Raw genomic sequence first — 18,520 nt, 5'->3', positions numbered from 1 at the left:
CCGATTCTAGCGGGGCCCGGCGCCCTTCGTGGAGATGAATTTGGATAAAGTGTTTATCGAGGGCCTGGAAGTCGACACCCTCATCGGCGTGTTCGACTGGGAGCGCGGCATCCGTCAGTGCCTGCGGCTGGATCTGGAGTGCGCCTGGGATGTCCAGGCGCCCGCCAGCGCGGACGAGCTGTCCCGTGCGCTCGACTATGCGGCGCTGGCGGCACGCATCCAGGCCTTCGCCGGCGAGGCGCGCTTTCTGCTGGTGGAGACCTTCGCCGAACGTCTGGCCGGCGCGCTGATGGCGGAGTTCGGGATTCCCTGGCTGCGCCTGCGGGTGACCAAGCCGGGCGCCGTTCCAGCGGCCGCCGGCGTCGGCGTGGAGATCGAGCGCGGATGTCGCTGACTCCCGTGTTGCTGGGCCTCGGCAGCAATATCGAGCGTGTCGCCCATCTCACCGCCGGCCTCGAAGCGCTGTCCGGCCTTCTGCGGGACATGCGCTGCTCGCCGGTGTTCGAGAGCCTGCCGGTGGGGATCAGAAGCGGTCCCTTCTTCAACCTGGTGGTGGCCGGGCGGACCGAGTTGCCGCTGATCGAGCTGGATCGCCGGCTCAAGTTCATCGAGGCGGACAACGGCCGTTACGCGCCGGAGCGCAAGGGGCTGCCGCTGGATATCGACGTGCTGACCTATGGCGAACGGGTCGGCAACTTCGACGGGCTGGTGCTGCCGCGCGCGGAAATCCTGAAGAACGCCTTCGTGCTCTGGCCGCTGGCGCTGCTGGTGCCGGAGCGGCGCCATCCCGGCGCTGGCCGGACCTTCGCCGAACTGTGGCGGGAGGCGCGGATCGAGCAGGTACTGTGGCCGGTTTCCTTCCACTGGCGCGACGTGCAACTGACCCCTCCGGCACTGAGCCGGGCCTTTCCCGCCCCGCCCTCCGCACCCTAGGCGAAGCGCCCGTCTATTCGAAGCTCGGCAGACTCGGCGTCGTCACCGCCTTGCCGGCCGCGCTCCAGGCATCGAAGCCGCCGGCGATCGAGCGTACTTTCCGGTAGCCCATGTCCTGCAGGGTCGCGGCGGCCAGGGCGGCGCGCCCGCTGGTCTTGCAGTAGAGGACGATGCCGAGGTCGCGGGCGGACAGCTCCGGCGCGTTGTCGATCTTGAATTCCAGTATTCCGCGCGGAATGTTCAGCGCGCCGGGAATGTGCCCGGCCTGGAATTCGTCGGCCTCGCGCACGTCGAGCAGCAGGTCGGCGTTGCGGATGGCCGCCTCGGCGGCCTGGAGTTCGACTTCATGGATGCGGGCCTTGGCTTCGGCCACCAGATCATGGGCGCTTTTCACTGTCGTTTTTCTTCCGTGTCGGTCGAAGGGGGGCGGCCGGGCCCCGGCGGTGCATGCCGAGGGCGCGCCGGGTGGTCTGCGGATCGAGTTCGGCCAGGGCCTCGAACTGGCTGATGAAGACCCGGCCGCCGAAGTGTTCGAGAAAGTCCGAGTGCCTGAGCCGGTCCATCACCGGCCCCTTGACCTCGGAGAGATGCAACTGGATGCCGGCGGCGTGCAGGTGTGCACCGATCTCCTCCAGGCTTTCCAGGGCGCTGGCGTCGATCAGGTTGACCCCCGGGCACATCAGCACCAGGTGTTCGGCCCGGGGATGCTGGCTGACCAGTTCGGCGACGCGGTCTTCCAGATAGCGGGCGTTGGGGAAATACAGGCTCTCGTCGACGCGGATCGACAGTACCTTCGGGCTCTCCACCACGGCGAAGCGTTTGACGTTGCGAAAGTGTTCGCTGCCCGGCAACTGGCCGACCACGGCGATGTGCGGCTGGCTGGTACGCCAGAGGAACAGCAGCAGGGACAGGCCGACCCCGATGAGGATGCCGGCCTCGACGTCGATCAGCAGCACGCCGAGCATGGTCGCCGCCATGGCCGCGGCATCCTGGCGCGAATAGCGCCAGGTGCGCCCGAGCGCGCCGAGATCCACCAGGGTCAGTATCGCGACGATGATGGTGGCCGCCAGCACGGCATGCGGCAGGTTGTGGAACAGCGGAGTGAAGAACAGCACGGTGACGGTGATGCCCACGGCGCTCAGGGCGCCGGCCATGGGCGTCTGCGCGCCGGCATCGAAGTTCACCACCGAGCGCGACAGACCGCCGGTGACCGGGAAGCCGCCGCTCAGCGCCGCAGCCAGATTGGCGGCGCCGAGACCGACCAGTTCCTGGTTCGGCTCGATGCGCTGGCGACGCCTGGCGGCCAGGGTCTGCGCCACCGACACCGATTCGACGAAGCCGATCAGGCTGATCAGGAGCGCCGCCGGCAGCAGTTCGCCGGCCAGCGCCGCATCCAGCGGCGGCAGCGCGAACGATGGCAGGCCCTGGGGCGTCTGGCCGACCACGCGTACCCCGGCGGCATCCAGGCCGAACAGCCAGACCAGTAGCACCGACGCCAGCAGCGCGACCACCGGACCGGTACGGACCAGGGTGCCGGCAATCTTCGCGCCGAAACCGCGGGCGAGTAACCAGCCATGCAGTCGCGAGCGGGCCAGATGGAGGAAAAACAGGCTGCCGATGCCGATGGCCAGGGTCGGCAGGTTGGTTTGTGGCAGGCTCCGGACCAGGGCCCCGAGCAGCTCGATGGCGTTCTCGCCGTCGGCTTCGATGCCGAGGATGTGCTTGAGCTGCCCCAGGGTGATGAGGATGCCCGAAGCGCTCATGAAACCGGAAATCACCGGATGGCTGAGGAAGTTGGCGAGAAACCCCAGGCGCAGCGCCGCCATGGCCAGCAGGACGATTCCGGAGAGCAGCGCCAGCAGCAGGGCGGCGGCGTTGTACTCGGCGCTGCCGGCGGCGAACAGCGGAGCGAGCACGCTGGCGGTGACCAGCGAGAGCACGGCCGCCGGACCGACCGCCAGGGTGCGGCTGGTGCCGAACAGGGTATAGGCCACCAGCGGCAGGATGCTGGCGTACAGTCCGGTGACCGGCGGCAGGCCGGCGAGCATGGCGTAGGCCAGGCTCTGCGGGATCAGCATCAGGGTGACGATCAGCGCGGCCAGGCCGTCCTTGCCCGCGGTTTCGTGGTCGTACCGGCGTGCCCATTCCAGGCACGGCAGGTGGCGGGCGAGCCGCCGTGGCAGCGAGGTATGCATGGCCGGACTCAAAGCGTGTCGAGCGGGATCTTCAGATAGCGGGTGCCGTTGCTTTCGGCCGGCGGCAACTCGCCGGCACGCATGTTGACCTGTACCGAGGGCAGGATCAGCGCCGGCATGTCGAGGGTGGCGTCGCGGGCCTGGCGCATGGCGACGAATTCCTCCTCGCCGATGCCCTCGCGGATATGCACGTTGTGCGCGCGCTCGGCGCCGATGGTCGTCTCGTACTGATGTTCCCGGCGTCCCGGAGCCTTGTAGTCGTGGCACATGAACACGCGGGTCTGGTCCGGCAGCCTGAACAGCTTGGCGTGGATCGAGCGGTACAGGGCGCGTGCGTCGCCGCCGGGGAAGTCGCAGCGGGCGGTACCGTAGTCGGGCATGAACAGGGTGTCGCCGACGAAGGCGGCATCGCCGATCAGGTAGGTCATGCAGGCCGGGGTGTGGCCGGGGGTGTGGAGGGCGCGGGCCTCGATGCTGCCGAGGCTGAAGCCTTCGCTGTCGTGGAACAGGTGATCGAACTGGCGGCCGTCGGTGGCGAACTCCGGCTCCGCGTTGAACAGCTTGCCGAAGGTGTCCTGCACCATGGTGATGCGGTCGCCGATCGCCAACCGGCCGCCGAGCCGTTCCTTGAGGTAATGGCCGGCGCTGAGATGGTCGGCGTGCACATGGGTTTCCAGAATCCACTGCACGCTCAGTTCCCGCTCGCGCACGTGGGCGATCAGGCGGTCGGCGCCCTGGCGCGAGGTTCGGCCTGCGGCGGGATCGTAGTCCAGTACGGGGTCGATCAGCGCGCAGCGGCGGGTTCGCGGATCGCTCACCACATAGCTGTAAGTGGAGGTGGCGGGATCGAAGAAGGCTTCGACATAGGCATTCATGAGGCGACTCTCCGTGCGTGTCCGGGATACCCGGAGACATTTCACGGGAATCAGCTTAATAGCTCGTTTAGGTCTATGAATATATTTTTATTTCATATACAAAATATTTTAAGTATCTCTCGCCAGGTTGGGTGTCCGCTCGGACATCGACGATGGCGGGATAGGCGATGTGCCATCTGCGCAGGTGGCGCGTCCAGCTATCACGAGGTCTCCGGAGGCTCGGCCCGCTCGCCCAGTACGTCGCTCTTGTAGGCCTTCAGTGCCCGCAGTCGCTCGCGCTTGAGCGCTTCGCCCAGGGCCGCGCCCGCGAGCCCCTTTTCCAGCAACGGTTGGACCGCCACTGCCCGGGCCGCGGCGGCGGCTCCGCGCAGGTAGCCGGCCTGTGGGTAATCGCGCCGTTCCAGGCCGAGACGACCGCGGGCATCCATCTCGCAGGCGGCGATGAACTCCTCGAAGCGTTGCGGACGGCGATAGACGTCGAACCGCTGCAGCAGTTCGAGCAGTGTGGCGGGGCGCAGTTCCAGGGCCCGGTGACAATGGCTGTGGTATTCGCCGACCAGCAGGGACAGTTCCTGGCAGTCGCGCGGAGCCTTGCAACGCGTGTTCACTGCGCGGATCAGTTTCAGGCCCTTGCGCTCGTGGGCGATGTGGCGCGGCCATTCCTCGGCGGGCGTCGTTCCCTTGCCCAGGTCATGGAGCAGGCAGGCCCAGCGCACGACCAGGGGCTGCCCGTGTTCGGCGCACTGGCGCAGCACGGCGAGCAGGTGCTCGCCGGTATCGATTTCCGGATGATGGGCGGCCGGCTGTGGAACGCCGAACAGGGCATCGATTTCCGGCAGCAGCTCATGCAGGGCGCCGCAGTCGCGCAGCGTCCGGATGAAGACATCCGGACGCGGCTCCAGCAGGGCGCGGGAGATTTCCTTCCAGCTGCGCTCGGCGGTGAGCGCCTGCAGTTCGCCGGACTCGGCGAGCTGGCGCATCAGCGCCCGGGTCTCCGGAGCCACGCGGAACCCCAGCGGTGCATAGCGGGCGGCGAAGCGCGCCACGCGCAGGACGCGCAGGGGATCTTCGGCGAAGGCGGGAGAGACGTGACGCAGCCACCTTTGCTCGAGATCGCGCCGGCCGTGACAGGGATCGATCAGCCGGCCCTGTTCGTCCTCGGCCATGGCGTTGATGGTCAGGTCGCGGCGCAGCAGGTCCTCTTCCAGGGTCACCTCCGGGCTGGCATGGAAGGTGAAACCGCCATAGCCGCGCCCGCTTTTCCGCTCGGTGCGGGCGAGAGCGTATTCCTCGCCGGTCCGCGGATGGAGGAAGACCGGGAAATCCGCGCCGACCGGGCGGTAGCCCAGGGCCAGCAGTTCTTCGGCGCTGGCGCCGACCACCACCCAGTCGACCTCGCTGACCGGCCGGCCGAGCAGCCGGTCGCGCACCGCGCCGCCCACTTTGTAGATTCGCATGTCCACCTCCTGGGCAGAGCATAGCGGGTAGGGGCGGTCGGGGGAACGATGAGGACGAGTTGCGAAAGGGAGGAGCCGCCGCCTGGAGGCTGGCGGCCGTTCGGTCAGATCGGCGGGATGGCCAGATCCAGGCGCGGGTAGTTTTCCTCGTCGCCGTCGCCCCTGGGCGGCATGTGGTAGCTGTTGACGATCCGGTCGCCCTGCATCGACTCGAGGTGGATATCGAAGCCCCACAGCCGATGCAGGTGCTTGAGTACGTCCTCGGTGGCGTCGCTGAGCGGCTTGCGGTCGTGTTGCTGGTGGCGCAGGGTCAGCGAGCGGTCGCCGCGCCGGTCGACGCTCCAGATCTGCACGTTCGGTTCGCGGTTGCCGAGGTTGTACTGGGCGGCGAGCAGTTCGCGCACGGTGCGGTAGCCGGCATCGTCATGGATGGCGGACACCAGCAGCTCGTCCTTCTGGTCGTCGTCGACGATGCTGAACAGCTTGAGGTCGCGGATCACCTTGGGCGAGAGGAACTGCAGGATGAAGCTCTCGTCCTTGAAGCTCTGCATGGCGAACTTCAGGGTGTTCAGCCAGTCGCTGCCGGCGATGTCGGGGAACCAGCGCTTGTCCTCCTCGGTCGGGTTCTCGCAGATCCGCCGGATGTCGCGGTACATGGCGAAACCCAGCGCATAGGGGTTGATGCCACTGTAGTAGGGGCTGTCGAACGGCGGCTGGTAGACCACGCTGGTGTGCGACTGGAGGAACTCCATCATGAAGCCGTCGGTGACCAGTCCCTCGTCGTAGAGGTCGTTGAGCAGGGTGTAGTGCCAGAAGGTCGCCCAGCCCTCGTTCATCACCTGGGTCTGGCGCTGCGGATAGAAGTACTGGGCGATCTTGCGCACGATGCGCACGACCTCGCGCTGCCAGGGCTCGAGCAGCGGCGCGTGCTTCTCGATGAAGTAGAGGATGTTCTCCTGGGGTTCGGCGGGCCAGCGCGTGCGGTCCTTTTCGCTGCCTTTTTCGGTCGAGCGGGGAATGGTCCGCCAGAGATCGTTGATCTGGCGCTGCAGGTGTTCCTCGCGGTCCTTCTGCCGGCGCCGCTCTTCCTCCGCGGAGATCGGATAGGGGCGTTTGTAGCGGTCGACGCCGTAGTTCATCAGGGCGTGGCAGGAGTCCAGCAACTCCTCCACCGCGTCGATGCCGTGACGCTCCTCGCACTGCATGATGTACTGCTTGGCGAACACCAGGTAGTCGACGATCGAGCTGGCGTCCGTCCAGGTGCGGAACAGGTAGTTGCCCTTGAAGAAGCTGTTGTGCCCGTAGCAGGCGTGGGCGATCACCAGTGCCTGCATGCACATGGTGTTCTCTTCCATCAGGTAGGCGATGCACGGATCGGAGTTGATCACGATCTCGTAGGCCAGCCCCATCTGCCCGCGCTTGTAACCCTTCTCGGTGGCGAGGAAGTGCTTGCCGTACGACCAGTGGTGGTAACCGATGGGCATGCCCACCGAGGCGTAGGCGTCCATCATCTGCTCGGCCGTGATCACCTCGATCTGGTTGGGGTAGGTGTCGAGCGCGTAGCGTTCGGCGATGCGGCCGATTTCCTTGTCGTAGACCTGGATCAGTTCGAAGCTCCACTCCGATCCGGTGGAAATCGGCTGGCCCTTTCTCTCTCTGGGGGTCATGTCGCAAGCCTCCGCTGGAAGAGTTCGCGGAACACCGGATAGATGTCGGCGGCCGACACTATCTGCTGCTGGGCGAAGGAGTCGGGAAACGCCTCGCGGACGCTCTCGTACTCGTACCACAGCGCCTGGTGTTCGCGCGGGGTGATTTCGACGTAGCTGTAGTACTGCACGAACGGCATGATCTGTTTGATCAGGATATCCCGGCAGATCGGCGAGTCGTCGTTCCAGTTGTCGCCGTCCGAAGCCTGGGCGGCATAGATGTTCCATTCGTTGAGCGGGTAGCGCTCGACCATCACCTCCTGCATCATTTTGAGGGCGCTGGAGACGATGGTGCCGCCGGTTTCCCGGGAATAGAAGAATTCTTCCTCGTCAACTTCCTTGGCGCTGGTGTGGTGGCGGATGAACACCACATCGATCTTGTCGTAGCTGCGCTTGAGGAACAGGTAAAGGAGGATGAAGAAGCGCTTGGCGATGTCTTTGGTCGCTTGGGTCATGGAGCCGGAGACGTCCATCAGGCAGAACATCACCGCCTTGGAGCTGGGGTTGGGCTGCTTGACCAGAAGGTTGTACTTGAGGTCGAAGGTGTCGAGGTAGGGCACCCGCTCGATGCGCATGCGCAGGCGGGTGATCTCCGCCTCCAGTTTCTGGATGTCGCCGAAGTTGTCCGGTTCCTCGATCTTCAGCCGCTCCAGTTCGGCCTTGGCCTCGCGCAGCTTGGCGCGGCTGTTGCCGGACAGGGCGATGCGCCGGGCGTGGGCCGAGCGCAGGGTGCGGACGATGTTGATCCGCGAGGGGTTGCCTTCGCTGCTGATGCCGGCGCGGACCGTCTTGAAGGTGTCTGCGCCGGTGATGTGGCGCTTGACCAGGTTGGGCAGTTCGAGGTCCTCGAACATGAAGTCGAGAAACTCTTCCTGGGTGATCTGGAAGACGAAGTCGTCTATGCCCTCGCCGCTGTTGCTGGCCTTGCCGGAGCCGCTGCCGCCGCCCCCGCCGCCTGACGGGCGCGGGATGCGTTCGCCGGCGGTGAATTCCTTGTTGCCCGGGTGGACGATGGTCTGTTTGCCGCCTCGGCCATGATGCAGCACGGGCTCGTCGATATCCCGCCCGGGAATGCTGATCTGCTCGCCATGTTCCATGTCGGTGATGGAGCGGCGGCTGACTGCCTCCTCTACCGCCTTCTTGATGTGATCACGGTAACGCCGCAGGAAGCGCTGGCGGTTCACCGTGCTCTTGTTCTTGCCGTTCAGACGTCGGTCGATCACATAACTCATAGACCCCTCCGGGGAGCTGCCAACCTCAGGCCACAAGCCGCAAGCGGAGCCGAACTCGGGGGCTTGCTTCCGCCTGCAGCTTGAAACATGGGGTTTGCGGCTGGATTACTGCGACTTCCGGACCCGCAGATACCACTCGGAGAGCAGCCTGACCTGCTTCTCGGTGTAGCCGCGTTCGACCATACGCTTGACGAAGTCGTTGTGCTTCTGCTGGTCTTCCTTGCTCGCCTTGGCGTTGAAGCTGATGACCGGCAGCAGGTCTTCGGTATTGGAGAACATCTTCTTCTCGATCACCACGCGCAGCTTCTCGTAGCTGAGCCAACTGGGGTTCTTGCCGTTGTTGTTGGCGCGAGCGCGCAGCACGAAGTTGACGATCTCGTTGCGGAAATCCTTCGGGTTGCTGATGCCGGCCGGCTTCTCGATCTTTTCCAGTTCCTCGTTGAGGGCCATGCGGTTGAGGATCTCGCCGGTTTCCGGATCGCGGTATTCCTGATCCTGAATCCAGAAGTCGGCGTAGAGCACGTAGCGATCGAAGATGTTCTGACCGTACTCGCTGTAGGACTCGAGGTAGGCGGTCTGGATCTCCTTGCCGATGAAGTCGATGTAGCGCGGCGCCAGGTATTCCTTGATGTAGCGCAGGTAGCGCTCGCGCACCTCCGGCGGAAACTGTTCCTGCTCGATCTGCTGCTCCAGTACGTAGAGCAGGTGCACCGGGTTGGCGGCGATCTCGTGCGGGTCGAAGTTGAACACCTTGGAGAGGATTTTGAAGGCGAAGCGGGTCGACAGACCGTTCATGCCCTCATCCACCCCGGCGGTATCGCGGTACTCCTGGATCGACTTGGCCTTGGGATCGGTGTCCTTCAGGTTTTCGCCGTCATAGACGCGCATTTTCGAGTAGATGTTGGAGTTTTCCGGTTCTTTCAGCCGCGAAAGCACGGAGAACTGGGCCAGCATCTTCAGGGTGTCCGGTGCGCAGTGGGCCTTGGCCAGCGAGCTGTGGGTCAGCAGCTTGTCGTAGATCCTGATCTCGTCGGAGACGCGCAGGCAGTAGGGCACCTTGACGATGTAGATACGGTCGATGAACGCCTCGTTGTTCTTGTTGTTGCGGAAGCTGTGCCACTCGGACTCGTTGGAGTGGGCGAGGATGATGCCGCTGTAGGGGATCGCGCCGAGGCCCTCGGTACTGTTGTAGTTGCCTTCCTGGGTGGCGGTCAGCAACGGGTGGAGCACCTTGATCGGCGCCTTGAACATCTCGACGAATTCCATCAGGCCCTGGTTGGCGCGGCACAGCGCGCCGGAGTAGCTGTAGGCGTCGGCGTCGTTCTGCGGGAATTCTTCCAGTTTGCGGATATCGACCTTGCCGACCAGGGCGGAGATGTCCTGGTTGTTCTCGTCACCCGGCTCGGTCTTGGCCACCGCGATCTGGTTGAGGATCGAGGGATACAGCTTGACCACGCGGAACTGGCTGATGTCTCCGCCGAACTCGTTGAGCCGTTTGGTCGCCCAGGGCGACATGATGGTGGAGAGGTAGCGGCGCGGAATACCGAAATCCTCTTCGAGGATCTCGCCGTCCTCGGCGGCGTTGAACAGCCCCAGGGGCGATTCGAACACCGGCGAGCCCTTGATCGCGTAGAAGGGCACCTTCTCTATCAGTTGCTTGAGCTTCTCGGCCAGGGAGGACTTGCCGCCACCCACCGGACCCAGTAGGTAGAGGATCTGCTTCTTCTCTTCCAGGCCCTGGGCCGCATGGCGGAAGTAGGAGACGATCTGCTCGATACTGTCTTCCATGCCATGGAAATCGGCGAAGGCCGGATAGCGGCGAATGACCTTGTTGGAGAAGATCCGCGACAGCCGGGAGTCGGTGGAGGTGTCCACCAGTTCCGGCTCGCCGATGGCCATCAGCATCCGTTCGGCTGCGGTGGCATAGGCGCTACGGTCCTGCTTGCACAGTTCGAGGTACTCCTGGAGGGAGTACTCTTCCTGACGCGTCGTTTCATAGCGTTGTTGAAAGTGGCTGAAGATACTCATGTCGTCACCTCGTTCGATGCTCGGAGCCGGCTTTGGTTTGAAGCTTTTGGGTGTTGGCGGTTCGCTGGCGTGGGCCAGCCGATGAAATCCCCCATGCCCGAAGGTCATTGCCTGGATAATTAATAGCAAGCCGTGTGCCGGCTTTGCCTTGATCTGGGTGGCTTAGGAACAAGAATAGTTCGGTATCGACAGTAGCACGGTTGCGCAAGCAAATGACAAGGGGATGCGCGATTGCCCGAGGCCCGTGGATGACGGTCCGACGAGAGGGGAAGGAAGGCGTCTGCCGCGTGTGGGGAGGCGTCCGGCCCGCCCTGCGGGCCGGGCCCGGAACGGTTCGGGCAGGGCTCAGCCGGGCTGGCCCGCCGTGCCTGGCGCGACCTCGTCGGGGAAGGTGGCGCGCCACAACTCGAAGCCGCCATCCAGGCTGTAGACCTCGGTGAAGCCCTGCTGGGCCAGGTAGGCCGCAGCGCCCTGGCTGGAGTTGCCATGGTAGCAGGCGACGATCAGCGGCCGCTGGAAATCCGCCTGGGCCATGAAGTCGGCGAGGGACTGATTGTCCAGATGGCGCGCGCCGGCGATATGGCCCTGGGCGTAGCTCTGCGGGTCGCGGATGTCCACCACCACGGCGCCCTGGCTGCGCAGGACCTGGGCCTGCTGGGGCGGGATACGACGGAATTCGCTCATGTTTGCACCTCGATGGCTGGAACGGGTCGCTCGTCAACGGGAAAAGGCTAACCGATCCGCAACCGCCCCTCTAGCCGGCGTCGCCCTTGGCGCCGTCGCAGGCGCAGCGGTGATATTCGCCGGTATCCAGGTTGAGCAGGGTCAGCGCGCCGCCCCAGACGCAGCCGGTGTCCAGGGCGATCACTCCGGGTTCGTCGCAGTGGCCTTCCAGGGCGGCCCAGTGGCCGAAGAGGATCTTCTGGCCGCGGGTCTTGCGCCGGGGATGGCTGAACCAGGGGGTGAAGCCGGACGGTGCGCTGCCAAGCCCCTCCTTGCTCTTCAGGTCGAGGGTGCCGTCGGCGGTGCAGAAGCGCATCCGCGTGAAGTAGTTGGTGATCGCCCGCAGACGCGCCGTACCGCGCAGCCGGCCGTTCCAGCGCAGGGGGTCGTTGCCGTACATGCCATCGAGAAATTGCGGTAGCCGGCTGTCGTCGCGGAGGGCTTCCTCGACCTCGGCGGCCAGGCGCAATGCCTTTTTCAACGACCATTGCGGCGGGATGCCGGCATGCACCAGGACGATGCCGCGTTCGCCATCGTGGTGCAGTAGTTTCTGCCAGCGCAGCCAGTCGAGTAGCAGGTCGCGATCGGGCGCCTCGAGGATCTCCCGCAGCGTGTCGCTCTTCTTCAGGCGTTCGATGTCGTGCGCCACGGCCAGCAGGTGCAGGTCGTGGTTGCCCAGCACCGTGGTCACCGAGTCACGCATGCCGTGGATGAAGCGCAGGGTTTCCAGTGACTGGGGACCGCGGTTGACCAGGTCTCCGGTCAGCCACAGGCGATCCCGGCCGGGCTCGAAGGCAACCCTGTCCAGCAGGCATTTCAGGGGCTCCAGGCAACCCTGCAGGTCGCCGGTCGCATACACGGCCATCAGTGCAGGGCCCCGGGCACGGCCAGGCGGAACGGACGGATCGGGGCGTCGAAAGCGTGCCCGTCCTCGGCGACCATCTGGTAGCTGCCCTGCATGGTGCCGACCTGGGTGGCGAGCAGCGTGCTGCTGTCGTAGTTGTGGCTCTGCCCCGGGCCGAGCAGCGGCTGCGTGCCGATCACGCCGGGGCCGCGAACCTCCTGGACATGGCCGTCGCCGTCGGTGATCAGCCAGTGGCGCGACAGCAGTTGGGCCGGCAGCAGGCCGTTGTTGCGGATGGTCACGCTGTAGGCGAAGACATAGCGGTTCTGCTCCGGCTGCGACTGCTCCGGCAGGTAACGGGTCTCGACGCTGACGTCGATCTGATAGCGGGGATCTGACATGCGTTGGGCTCTGTTGACGGATGGCTGAATGGGGTTCGGACTCATTCGGGCGGGCGGTGTTCCTCCGTCCGCGCGTGCAGATGATCGGCTAGGCGGACGAAGGCGGCCAGGTCCAGTTGCTCGGGACGCAGGCTGCCATCGACGCCGGCGGCTTCTATATCCGTGGCGGCGAGCAGACCCTTGAGGGTATTGCGCAGGGTCTTGCGCCGCTGGTTGAAGGCCTCGCGGACGATGCGCTCGAGCAGGGCGGGGTCCCTGGCCGGATGCGGCAGGGTCTCGTGGGGGACCAGGCGGACGATCGCCGAGTCGACCTTCGGCGGCGGGTTGAAGGCACCCGGGCCGACATTGAACAGGTGTTCCACCCGGCAATGGTACTGGACCATGATCGACAACCGTCCCCAGTCGCCGCCGCCCGGCTCGGCGGCCAGGCGCTCGACCACTTCCTTCTGCAGCATGAAATGCATGTCGCGGATCAGGCCGGCATGTTCCAGCAGATGGAAGATCAGCGGCGTGGAAATGTTGTAGGGAAGGTTGCCGACGATGCGCAGGCTGTGCGGCGTGCCGCACAGGCGGGCGAAGTCGAACTTCAGCGCATCGCCCTGATGCAGGTGGAAGCGTGGCTCGAGGCCGAACTTCAGTTTGAGCAGCGGGATCAGGTCGAGGTCCAGCTCGATGACGTCGAGTCGTGCACCACTACCGAGCAAACCCTCGGTCAGGGCGCCCTGGCCTGGACCGATCTCGACCAGGCGCTCGTCGGCGCGGGGATGGATGGCGCGCAGGATGCGGTGGATGACGCCGGCATCGTGCAGGAAGTTCTGGCCGAAGCGCTTGCGTGCGCGGTGCTGGTACAGCTCGGACATGGGGCGGGCTCCAAGCTTCAAGCCACAAGCTCAAAGCGAATGCAAAAAGACGCAGTTTAGCAGCGAGGCGCGCCGGGCCTGAATCCATGGGCGGCTGGACGGCCACGACGGCTTCGCCCGGGACGGCGGTCGAGGCTACCGGCCGGTGCTCATCCGGTAGGCGGTTTCCAGCGCCACCTGCAGGCTGCCGGTGTCGACCCGGCCGCTGCCGGCCAGATCCAGCGCGGTGCCGTGATCGACCGAGGTGCGCACGATCGGCAGGCCGAGAGTGACGTTGACCGCGGCGCCGAAGCCCTTGTACTTGAGCACCGGCAGGCCCTGGTCGTGGTACATCGCCAGCACCGCGTCGCAATCCTCGAGGTGCCTGGGGGTGAACAGGGTATCGGCCGGCAGCGGGCCGACCAGATCCAGGCCTTCGCCGCGCAGACGCTCCAGCACGGGTTCGATCACCTCGATTTCCTCGCGGCCCAGGTGGCCGCCTTCGCCGGCATGCGGATTCAGGCCGCAGACCAGGATGCGCGGGCGGGCGATGCCGAACTTGCCGAGCAGGTCGGCGTGCAGGATGCGGATCACCCGCTCCAGGCGTTCGGCGGTGATGGCGTCGGCCACCGCGCGCAGCGGCAGGTGGGTGGTGACCAGGGCCACGCGCAGGCCGGTGGTGGCGAGCATCATCACCACCTGTTCGGTGCCGGTCAGCTCGGCGAGGAATTCGGTGTGCCCGGAGAAGGGAATGCCGGCCTCGTTGATCACGCCCTTGTGCACCGGCGCGGTGATCATCCCGGCGAAGTCGCCGGCCAGGCAGCCGCGGCCGGCGCGGTCCAGGGTTTCCAGGACGTAGGCGGCGTTCGCCGGATCGAGATGGCCGGCGCGCACCGCGGCACGCAGTGGCGTGTCCCATACGTACAGGCTGCCGGCCGCGGCGGGGGCGGTCGGCCAGGCTTCCGGCGCGACGGGGATCAGCTCGATGTCGAGGCCCAGCAGGGCGGCGCGCTCCGCGAGCAGCGCACGGCTGGCGATGGCGACCAGTGCCTGGGGCTGGGCCTGGCGGGCCAGCAGCAGGCACAGGTCGGGGCCTATGCCGGCCGGCTCGCCGGGCGTGAGGGCGAAGCGCCGCACGCTCACAGCTTGGTTTCCACGTAAGCCTCGTCGCGGATCTGGCGCAGCCAGGACTGCAGTTCCTCGTCGTACTTGCGGTTGCGCAGCACGTTCATCGCCTGCTGTTCGCGGACCTGGGTACTGCTGTCGGTGGCGCGCCGGCCGAGCACTTCCAGCACGTGCCAGCCGAACGGGCTCTTGAACGGCGGCGACAGCTCGCCGGCGGGCGTCTTGGCCATCATCTCGCGGAATTCCGGCACCAGGGCGTTCGGGTCGATCCAGTTGAGATCGCCGCCGTTCAGCGCCGATCCCGGGTCTTCCGAGAAGCTCTTCGCCAGTTCGGCGAAGTCCTCGCCGTTGAGAATGCGCTCGTGGATGCGTTCGATCAGGCGCCTGGCATCGATATCGGTGCGGATTTCGCTCGGCTTGATCAGGATGTGGCGAACGTGCACCTCGTCGCGGATCTGGGCGCTGCCGCCGCGCTTTTCCAGCAGCTTGATAATGATGTAGCCGCCCGGCGTACGCACCGGCTCGGTGACGCCGCCGACCGGCAACTGACTGACCAGGTTGTCGAACGGCGGCGGCAACTGGGCCGCCCTGCGCCAGCCGATCTCGCCGCCTTCCAGGGCGGTTTCGCCGGCCGAGCGGGTGATCGCCAGTTGGGCGAAGTCGGCGCCGTCGCTCAGTTGGCGGTAGATCTCCAGCACCTGCTGCTCGGCGGCCTGGATCTGCTCGGGCGGGGCGCCGTCGGGCAGCGGAATGGTGATGTTGGCCAGGCGGAACTCCTCCGACAACTGCAGCTTGCCGAGATCCGAGGCGAGGAAGTTCTGCACTTCGTGATCGCTGATCTGGATGCGGTCGGCCACCACGCGCTGGCGGACGCGGCTGATGATCATCTCGCGGCGCACCTGCTCGCGGGCCTCGTCGAAGGACAGGCCGTCGCGGGCCAGGGCGGCCTGGAACTGTTCGAGGGTCAGGCCGTTGCGCTGGGCGATGGTGGCCATCGCCTGGGCGAGTTCCTCGTCGCCGATGCGGATGCCGGCGCGCGAGCCCATCTGCAACTGGATGCTTTCCAGGATCAGCCGCTCCAGCACCTGGGAGACGAGTTGGTCCCGTGGCGGCAACTGGGCGCCGCGCTTGGCGATGGTCTGCTCGACCTCGCGCAGGCGCCGGTCGAGCTGGGTCTGCATGACCACATCGTTGTCGATGATGGCGACGATACGGTCCAGCGGGCGTACTTCGCCCTGTGCCGCGCTGCCGAGCAGCAGGGTCGCCAGCAGCAGCGAGCGCAGGCGTTCAGTGAGCTTTTTGTTGCTGTTCACGTTCGAGGTAACCTTCGATGCCTTGGTCGAGGAACGCCTCCACCTTGTTGCCCATCACGCCGCCGAGGCCCTTGAACACCACCTGCAGGAAGAGGCCCTTGTCGGCGTCGTCGTTCTGATCCGGGTTGAGTTCGTTCTCGTCGTAGCCGATCCAGTAGCGGCTGATCAGGCGCAGCTTCCAGCAACAACTGTCGTACTCGAAGCCGCCGAAGGCTTCCAGGGTGCGATCGCGGCTGTAGTCGTACTGCCAGCGGGCGATGGCGCTCCAGTGCGGGGCGAGCGGCCAGATGGTCGAGAAGTCGTGCTGGTCGATCTTGTAGTAGTCCTTGATGCAGTCCGGGTCGGTGTCGCAGTTGCCGAAGTCGGTACTGTAGTCCCAGGTGCCGGTGGACTGGTTGTAGCGCATCACGTCGTTGCGGTAGCGATAGCCCAGGTTGACGATCTTGTTCGGATTGTCGGCCGGCTGGTAATGGAACATGACGTTGCTGGAGCGGGGATGGTGCTCGTCCGGGTCCCAGTTGAACTCGGAGGTCAGGCGCCAGTCGTGGTTGAAGCGGTACACATATTCCAGCGCGTAGGGCGAGACCTTGGACTCGGAGTCGTCGCGTTTCTCGTAGTCCACGCGCGGCATCTGCACCCGGCGATCCTGGAAGTAGAAGGTCTGGCCGAAGCTGATGCGCTGGCGTTCGAAGCCGTTGGCTTCGATCCAGCGGCTGGTCACGCCGAGCGACAACTGGTTGGCGTCGCCGATGCGGTCCTTGCCGGTGAAGCGGTTGTCGCGCCACAGCGAGGCGTAGCTGAAGACGTGCTCGCCGGTATCGAATACCGGTATGTCCTCCTGGTCGCGGTACGGCACGTAGAGGTAGTACATGCGCGGCTCCAGGGTCTGCCGGAAGCCCTTGCCGAACCAGTTGACGTTGCGGTCGAAGTAGAGGCCGCCCTCCAGGCTGTAGAGCGGCACGGTGCGGTCCGGGCTGTCGTCGAAGTGCTGGCCGCCGAGTGTGGTCTTGCCCTGGGCGTCCAGATCCAGGTCGTAGCGGGTATGGGCGATCTTGACCGAGGGCTTGAGGTAGCCCCAGGTCCACTCCAGCGGCAGGCTGACGCCCGGCTCCAGGTGGGTGCGGTCGCCTTCGGCGCGATCCAGCCCGGTAATGTATTCGTCGTACCAGCGTTCGTCCGTGTTGCCGTCCTCGTCGGTGAAGAAGCCGGTGCGCAGGTCGCGCTCGAACTTGGCGTACTCGGTGCCGTAGGTGAAGTACAGGCCGTACGGGCGGTACGGCAGGAAGCCGTCGAGGCTGACCTGCGGCAGGATGTCGTAGGGCGTGCGGTCGGCGATCGTGGTGCGCTCGAAGGCGTGCGCGTTGAGGCGCGCGGTGAAGGTGTCGCCGCGCCAGCTCAGGGTGCCGCGCTGGTTGAGGAAGTCCGGCTGGTTGATGCCCAGGTCGGTGCGCAGGTCCTGGAAGTAGTAGGGGTCGCTGATGTCGGTGAAGTCGACCTCGGCCATCAGGCGCGAGTTCAGCCCGCCGATGTGCTGCCAGCTGTACATCCAGCGCTGGTCCTCGTAGTCCGACTGCAGCTCGCGCTCGTCTTCCTTGTCGTCGATGTAGGCCGCGCCGACCTGGCCTTCGCTGGTCTTGGTCAGGTAGCGGAACTCGCCTTCCAGCAGCAGGCCGCGGTCGGTCATGTAGGTCGGGTAGAGCGTGGCGTCGTAGTTCGGCGCCAGGTTGAAGTAGTAGGGCGCCTGCAGGGAGAGGCCGCTGCTGCCCGAACTGCTGAAGCCCGGCGTCAGGAAACCGGACTGGCGGCGGTTGTCGATCGGGAACTGGATGTACGGGGTGTAGAACACCGGCAGGTCGTGTACCCGCAGCGTCACGTGGGTGGCAGTGCCGCGGCCGCTGACCGGGTCCAGCTTGATGTTCTTGCCGCTCAGGGTCCAGGTGTTGCTGCCCGGCTCGCAGGTGGTGTAGGTACCGTCCTTGAGGCGGATGATCGAGGTTTCCTCGCGCTTGGCCTTGAGCGCGCTGCCGCGAGCGTGGGCGCTGTGGACGACGTACTCGGCGTTCTCCACTTGCGCCTCGCCGTTTTCCATCAGCAGCTCGGCGCGGTCGCCGACGACCAAAAAGCCCTTGTCGCGCAGCCTGACGTTGCCGAGCACCTCGCCCCGGCTTTCCTGCTGGTGCAGGCGCGCCTCGTCGGCCTCCACCTGCATGCTGCCCTGGCGCAGCACCACGTCGCCGGCGATCGAGGCGATCTGCTTCTCCTGGTCGTAGCGCGACGCGCGGGCGGAGACGTAGGTCGGCGCGTCGCGCATCGGCGTGCTGTCGTCCATGCCCACTCGTGGCGGCTCGACGTAGGTGCCGGTGCAGTAGGGACTGATTTCGGCCAGTTGCGCCGGGCTCAGCTTCTCCCTCGGTACCCAGTCCAGGTGGCTGTAGTCGGCGCTGCGCGAAGCCAGGGCGAAGCCTTCGCTCTCGGTGACCAGGGTCGGCGCGGCCTTCTCCTTGCCGGCGGGCTGCGCGCCGGGAGCGGCCGCCGCGCTGGCGGCTTCGTGCGGGCGCGGCGGCAGGGGTTGGGCGCTGGCCTTGGGGGCGCAGTCCCAGCCACCCGCGGCGGAGGGCCGGCAGTCGAACTGCTCGGCGGCCAGCAGGCGAGCCGAGCCCAGAACCAACAGGCTACCGGTGACCAGAAGAGGAAACTTTCTGCGGAACAACGAGCGGGGAGGAGTGAGGGCCATCTGAGTTTATGTCCGGGCTTCCTGTCTGTGCGCCAACAGCCGGTACGGCACAGCCTGCGCTAGGCTGGGGTAAGATCGACCATAATAAATCAATGCGTCTGACAACGGCTAGGTC

General features: G+C 65.8%; 16 protein-coding genes. 2 read left to right on the top strand and 14 right to left on the bottom strand.

Annotated features, from left to right (window positions below; translation table 11 throughout):
- Positions 1-40: 40 nt before the first annotated feature.
- Both folB and folK read left to right on the top strand, forming a co-directional pair.
- A complete protein-coding gene (folB, locus tag AVCA_RS21420; RefSeq protein WP_012703163.1) occupies positions 41-394 on the top strand; it encodes a dihydroneopterin aldolase in 354 nt (117 codons plus the stop codon).
- Positions 385-933 carry a 2-amino-4-hydroxy-6-hydroxymethyldihydropteridine diphosphokinase gene (gene folK / locus AVCA_RS21415; protein ID WP_012703162.1) on the top strand — a complete coding sequence of 183 codons (549 nt, stop codon included), beginning with the start codon at positions 385-387 and terminating at the stop codon, positions 931-933. Before folB ends, folK begins: the two co-directional genes overlap by 10 nt.
- 13 nt (positions 934-946) lie before the next feature.
- Here folK and AVCA_RS21410 read toward each other — a convergent pair whose 3' ends face one another.
- The 14 genes from AVCA_RS21410 to AVCA_RS21345 form a co-directional block, all read right to left on the bottom strand.
- Positions 947-1,327, bottom strand: a complete 381-nt coding sequence (locus AVCA_RS21410) for a rhodanese-like domain-containing protein (protein ID WP_012703161.1) — start codon at positions 1,325-1,327, stop codon at positions 947-949.
- Positions 1,311-3,128, bottom strand: coding sequence for a SulP family inorganic anion transporter (locus AVCA_RS21405; RefSeq protein ID WP_012703160.1), 1,818 nt, complete (start codon positions 3,126-3,128; stop codon positions 1,311-1,313). The genes AVCA_RS21410 and AVCA_RS21405 overlap by 17 nt, the downstream gene beginning before the upstream one ends.
- Positions 3,129-3,136: 8 nt before the next feature.
- Positions 3,137-4,003, bottom strand: a complete 867-nt coding sequence (locus AVCA_RS21400) for an MBL fold metallo-hydrolase (protein WP_012703159.1) — start codon at positions 4,001-4,003, stop codon at positions 3,137-3,139.
- 200 nt (positions 4,004-4,203) lie between these two features.
- Positions 4,204-5,460 (bottom strand): multifunctional CCA addition/repair protein, encoded by a 1,257-nt coding sequence (locus tag AVCA_RS21395; RefSeq protein ID WP_012703158.1) that lies wholly within the window; start codon positions 5,458-5,460, stop codon positions 4,204-4,206.
- A 104-nt stretch (positions 5,461-5,564) separates the two neighbouring features.
- Complete coding sequence (locus AVCA_RS21390) at positions 5,565-7,127, bottom strand: SpoVR family protein (RefSeq protein ID WP_012703157.1); 1,563 nt, start codon at positions 7,125-7,127, stop codon at positions 5,565-5,567.
- Positions 7,124-8,398: a YeaH/YhbH family protein gene (locus AVCA_RS21385; RefSeq protein ID WP_012703156.1), complete on the bottom strand. Its 1,275-nt coding sequence runs from the start codon at positions 8,396-8,398 to the stop codon at positions 7,124-7,126. The genes AVCA_RS21390 and AVCA_RS21385 overlap by 4 nt, the downstream gene beginning before the upstream one ends.
- A gap of 105 nt (positions 8,399-8,503) precedes the next feature.
- On the bottom strand, positions 8,504-10,426 hold the full coding sequence (locus tag AVCA_RS21380; RefSeq protein WP_012703155.1) for a PrkA family serine protein kinase: 1,923 nt from the start codon (positions 10,424-10,426) through the stop codon (positions 8,504-8,506).
- Positions 10,427-10,771: 345 nt separating this feature from the next.
- Positions 10,772-11,110 (bottom strand): thiosulfate sulfurtransferase GlpE, encoded by a 339-nt coding sequence (gene glpE / locus AVCA_RS21375; protein ID WP_012703154.1) that lies wholly within the window; start codon positions 11,108-11,110, stop codon positions 10,772-10,774.
- Positions 11,111-11,180: 70 nt separating this feature from the next.
- Entirely contained in the window at positions 11,181-12,014 is an 834-nt protein-coding gene (locus AVCA_RS21370) for a symmetrical bis(5'-nucleosyl)-tetraphosphatase (protein WP_012703153.1), read from the bottom strand.
- Complete coding sequence (gene apaG, locus AVCA_RS21365; protein ID WP_012703152.1) at positions 12,014-12,394, bottom strand: Co2+/Mg2+ efflux protein ApaG; 381 nt, start codon at positions 12,392-12,394, stop codon at positions 12,014-12,016. The genes AVCA_RS21370 and apaG overlap by 1 nt, the downstream gene beginning before the upstream one ends.
- 41 nt (positions 12,395-12,435) lie before the next feature.
- Positions 12,436-13,254, bottom strand: coding sequence for a 16S rRNA (adenine(1518)-N(6)/adenine(1519)-N(6))-dimethyltransferase RsmA (gene rsmA / locus AVCA_RS21360; RefSeq protein WP_012703151.1), 819 nt, complete (start codon positions 13,252-13,254; stop codon positions 12,436-12,438).
- A gap of 135 nt (positions 13,255-13,389) precedes the next feature.
- Positions 13,390-14,370, bottom strand: coding sequence for a 4-hydroxythreonine-4-phosphate dehydrogenase PdxA (pdxA, locus tag AVCA_RS21355; RefSeq protein WP_175555862.1), 981 nt, complete (start codon positions 14,368-14,370; stop codon positions 13,390-13,392).
- 2 nt (positions 14,371-14,372) lie between these two features.
- Positions 14,373-15,671, bottom strand: coding sequence for a peptidylprolyl isomerase (locus AVCA_RS21350; protein ID WP_012703149.1), 1,299 nt, complete (start codon positions 15,669-15,671; stop codon positions 14,373-14,375).
- Positions 15,646-18,405 (bottom strand): LPS-assembly protein LptD, encoded by a 2,760-nt coding sequence (locus tag AVCA_RS21345; protein ID WP_012703148.1) that lies wholly within the window; start codon positions 18,403-18,405, stop codon positions 15,646-15,648. Before AVCA_RS21345 ends, AVCA_RS21350 begins: the two co-directional genes overlap by 26 nt.
- Positions 18,406-18,520 lie beyond the last annotated feature (115 nt).

It is taken from the genome of Azotobacter vinelandii CA (assembly GCF_000380335.1).
Taxonomy (GTDB): Bacteria; Pseudomonadota; Gammaproteobacteria; order Pseudomonadales; family Pseudomonadaceae; genus Azotobacter; species Azotobacter vinelandii.
This window is presented reverse-complemented; position numbering and strand designations above follow the sequence as displayed.

Coding starts and splice junctions, on each gene's coding strand:
- folK (WP_012703162.1), top strand. CDS start 385: ATGTCGCTGACTCCCGTGTTGCTGGGCCTCGGCAGCAATATCGAGCGT.
- AVCA_RS21405 (WP_012703160.1), bottom strand. CDS start 3,128: ATGCATACCTCGCTGCCACGGCGGCTCGCCCGCCACCTGCCGTGCCTG.
- AVCA_RS21400 (WP_012703159.1), bottom strand. CDS start 4,003: ATGAATGCCTATGTCGAAGCCTTCTTCGATCCCGCCACCTCCACTTAC.
- AVCA_RS21395 (WP_012703158.1), bottom strand. CDS start 5,460: ATGCGAATCTACAAAGTGGGCGGCGCGGTGCGCGACCGGCTGCTCGGC.
- AVCA_RS21390 (WP_012703157.1), bottom strand. CDS start 7,127: ATGACCCCCAGAGAGAGAAAGGGCCAGCCGATTTCCACCGGATCGGAG.
- AVCA_RS21385 (WP_012703156.1), bottom strand. CDS start 8,398: ATGAGTTATGTGATCGACCGACGTCTGAACGGCAAGAACAAGAGCACG.
- AVCA_RS21380 (WP_012703155.1), bottom strand. CDS start 10,426: ATGAGTATCTTCAGCCACTTTCAACAACGCTATGAAACGACGCGTCAG.
- glpE (WP_012703154.1), bottom strand. CDS start 11,110: ATGAGCGAATTCCGTCGTATCCCGCCCCAGCAGGCCCAGGTCCTGCGC.
- AVCA_RS21370 (WP_012703153.1), bottom strand. CDS start 12,014: ATGGCCGTGTATGCGACCGGCGACCTGCAGGGTTGCCTGGAGCCCCTG.
- apaG (WP_012703152.1), bottom strand. CDS start 12,394: ATGTCAGATCCCCGCTATCAGATCGACGTCAGCGTCGAGACCCGTTAC.
- rsmA (WP_012703151.1), bottom strand. CDS start 13,254: ATGTCCGAGCTGTACCAGCACCGCGCACGCAAGCGCTTCGGCCAGAAC.
- AVCA_RS21345 (WP_012703148.1), bottom strand. CDS start 18,405: ATGGCCCTCACTCCTCCCCGCTCGTTGTTCCGCAGAAAGTTTCCTCTT.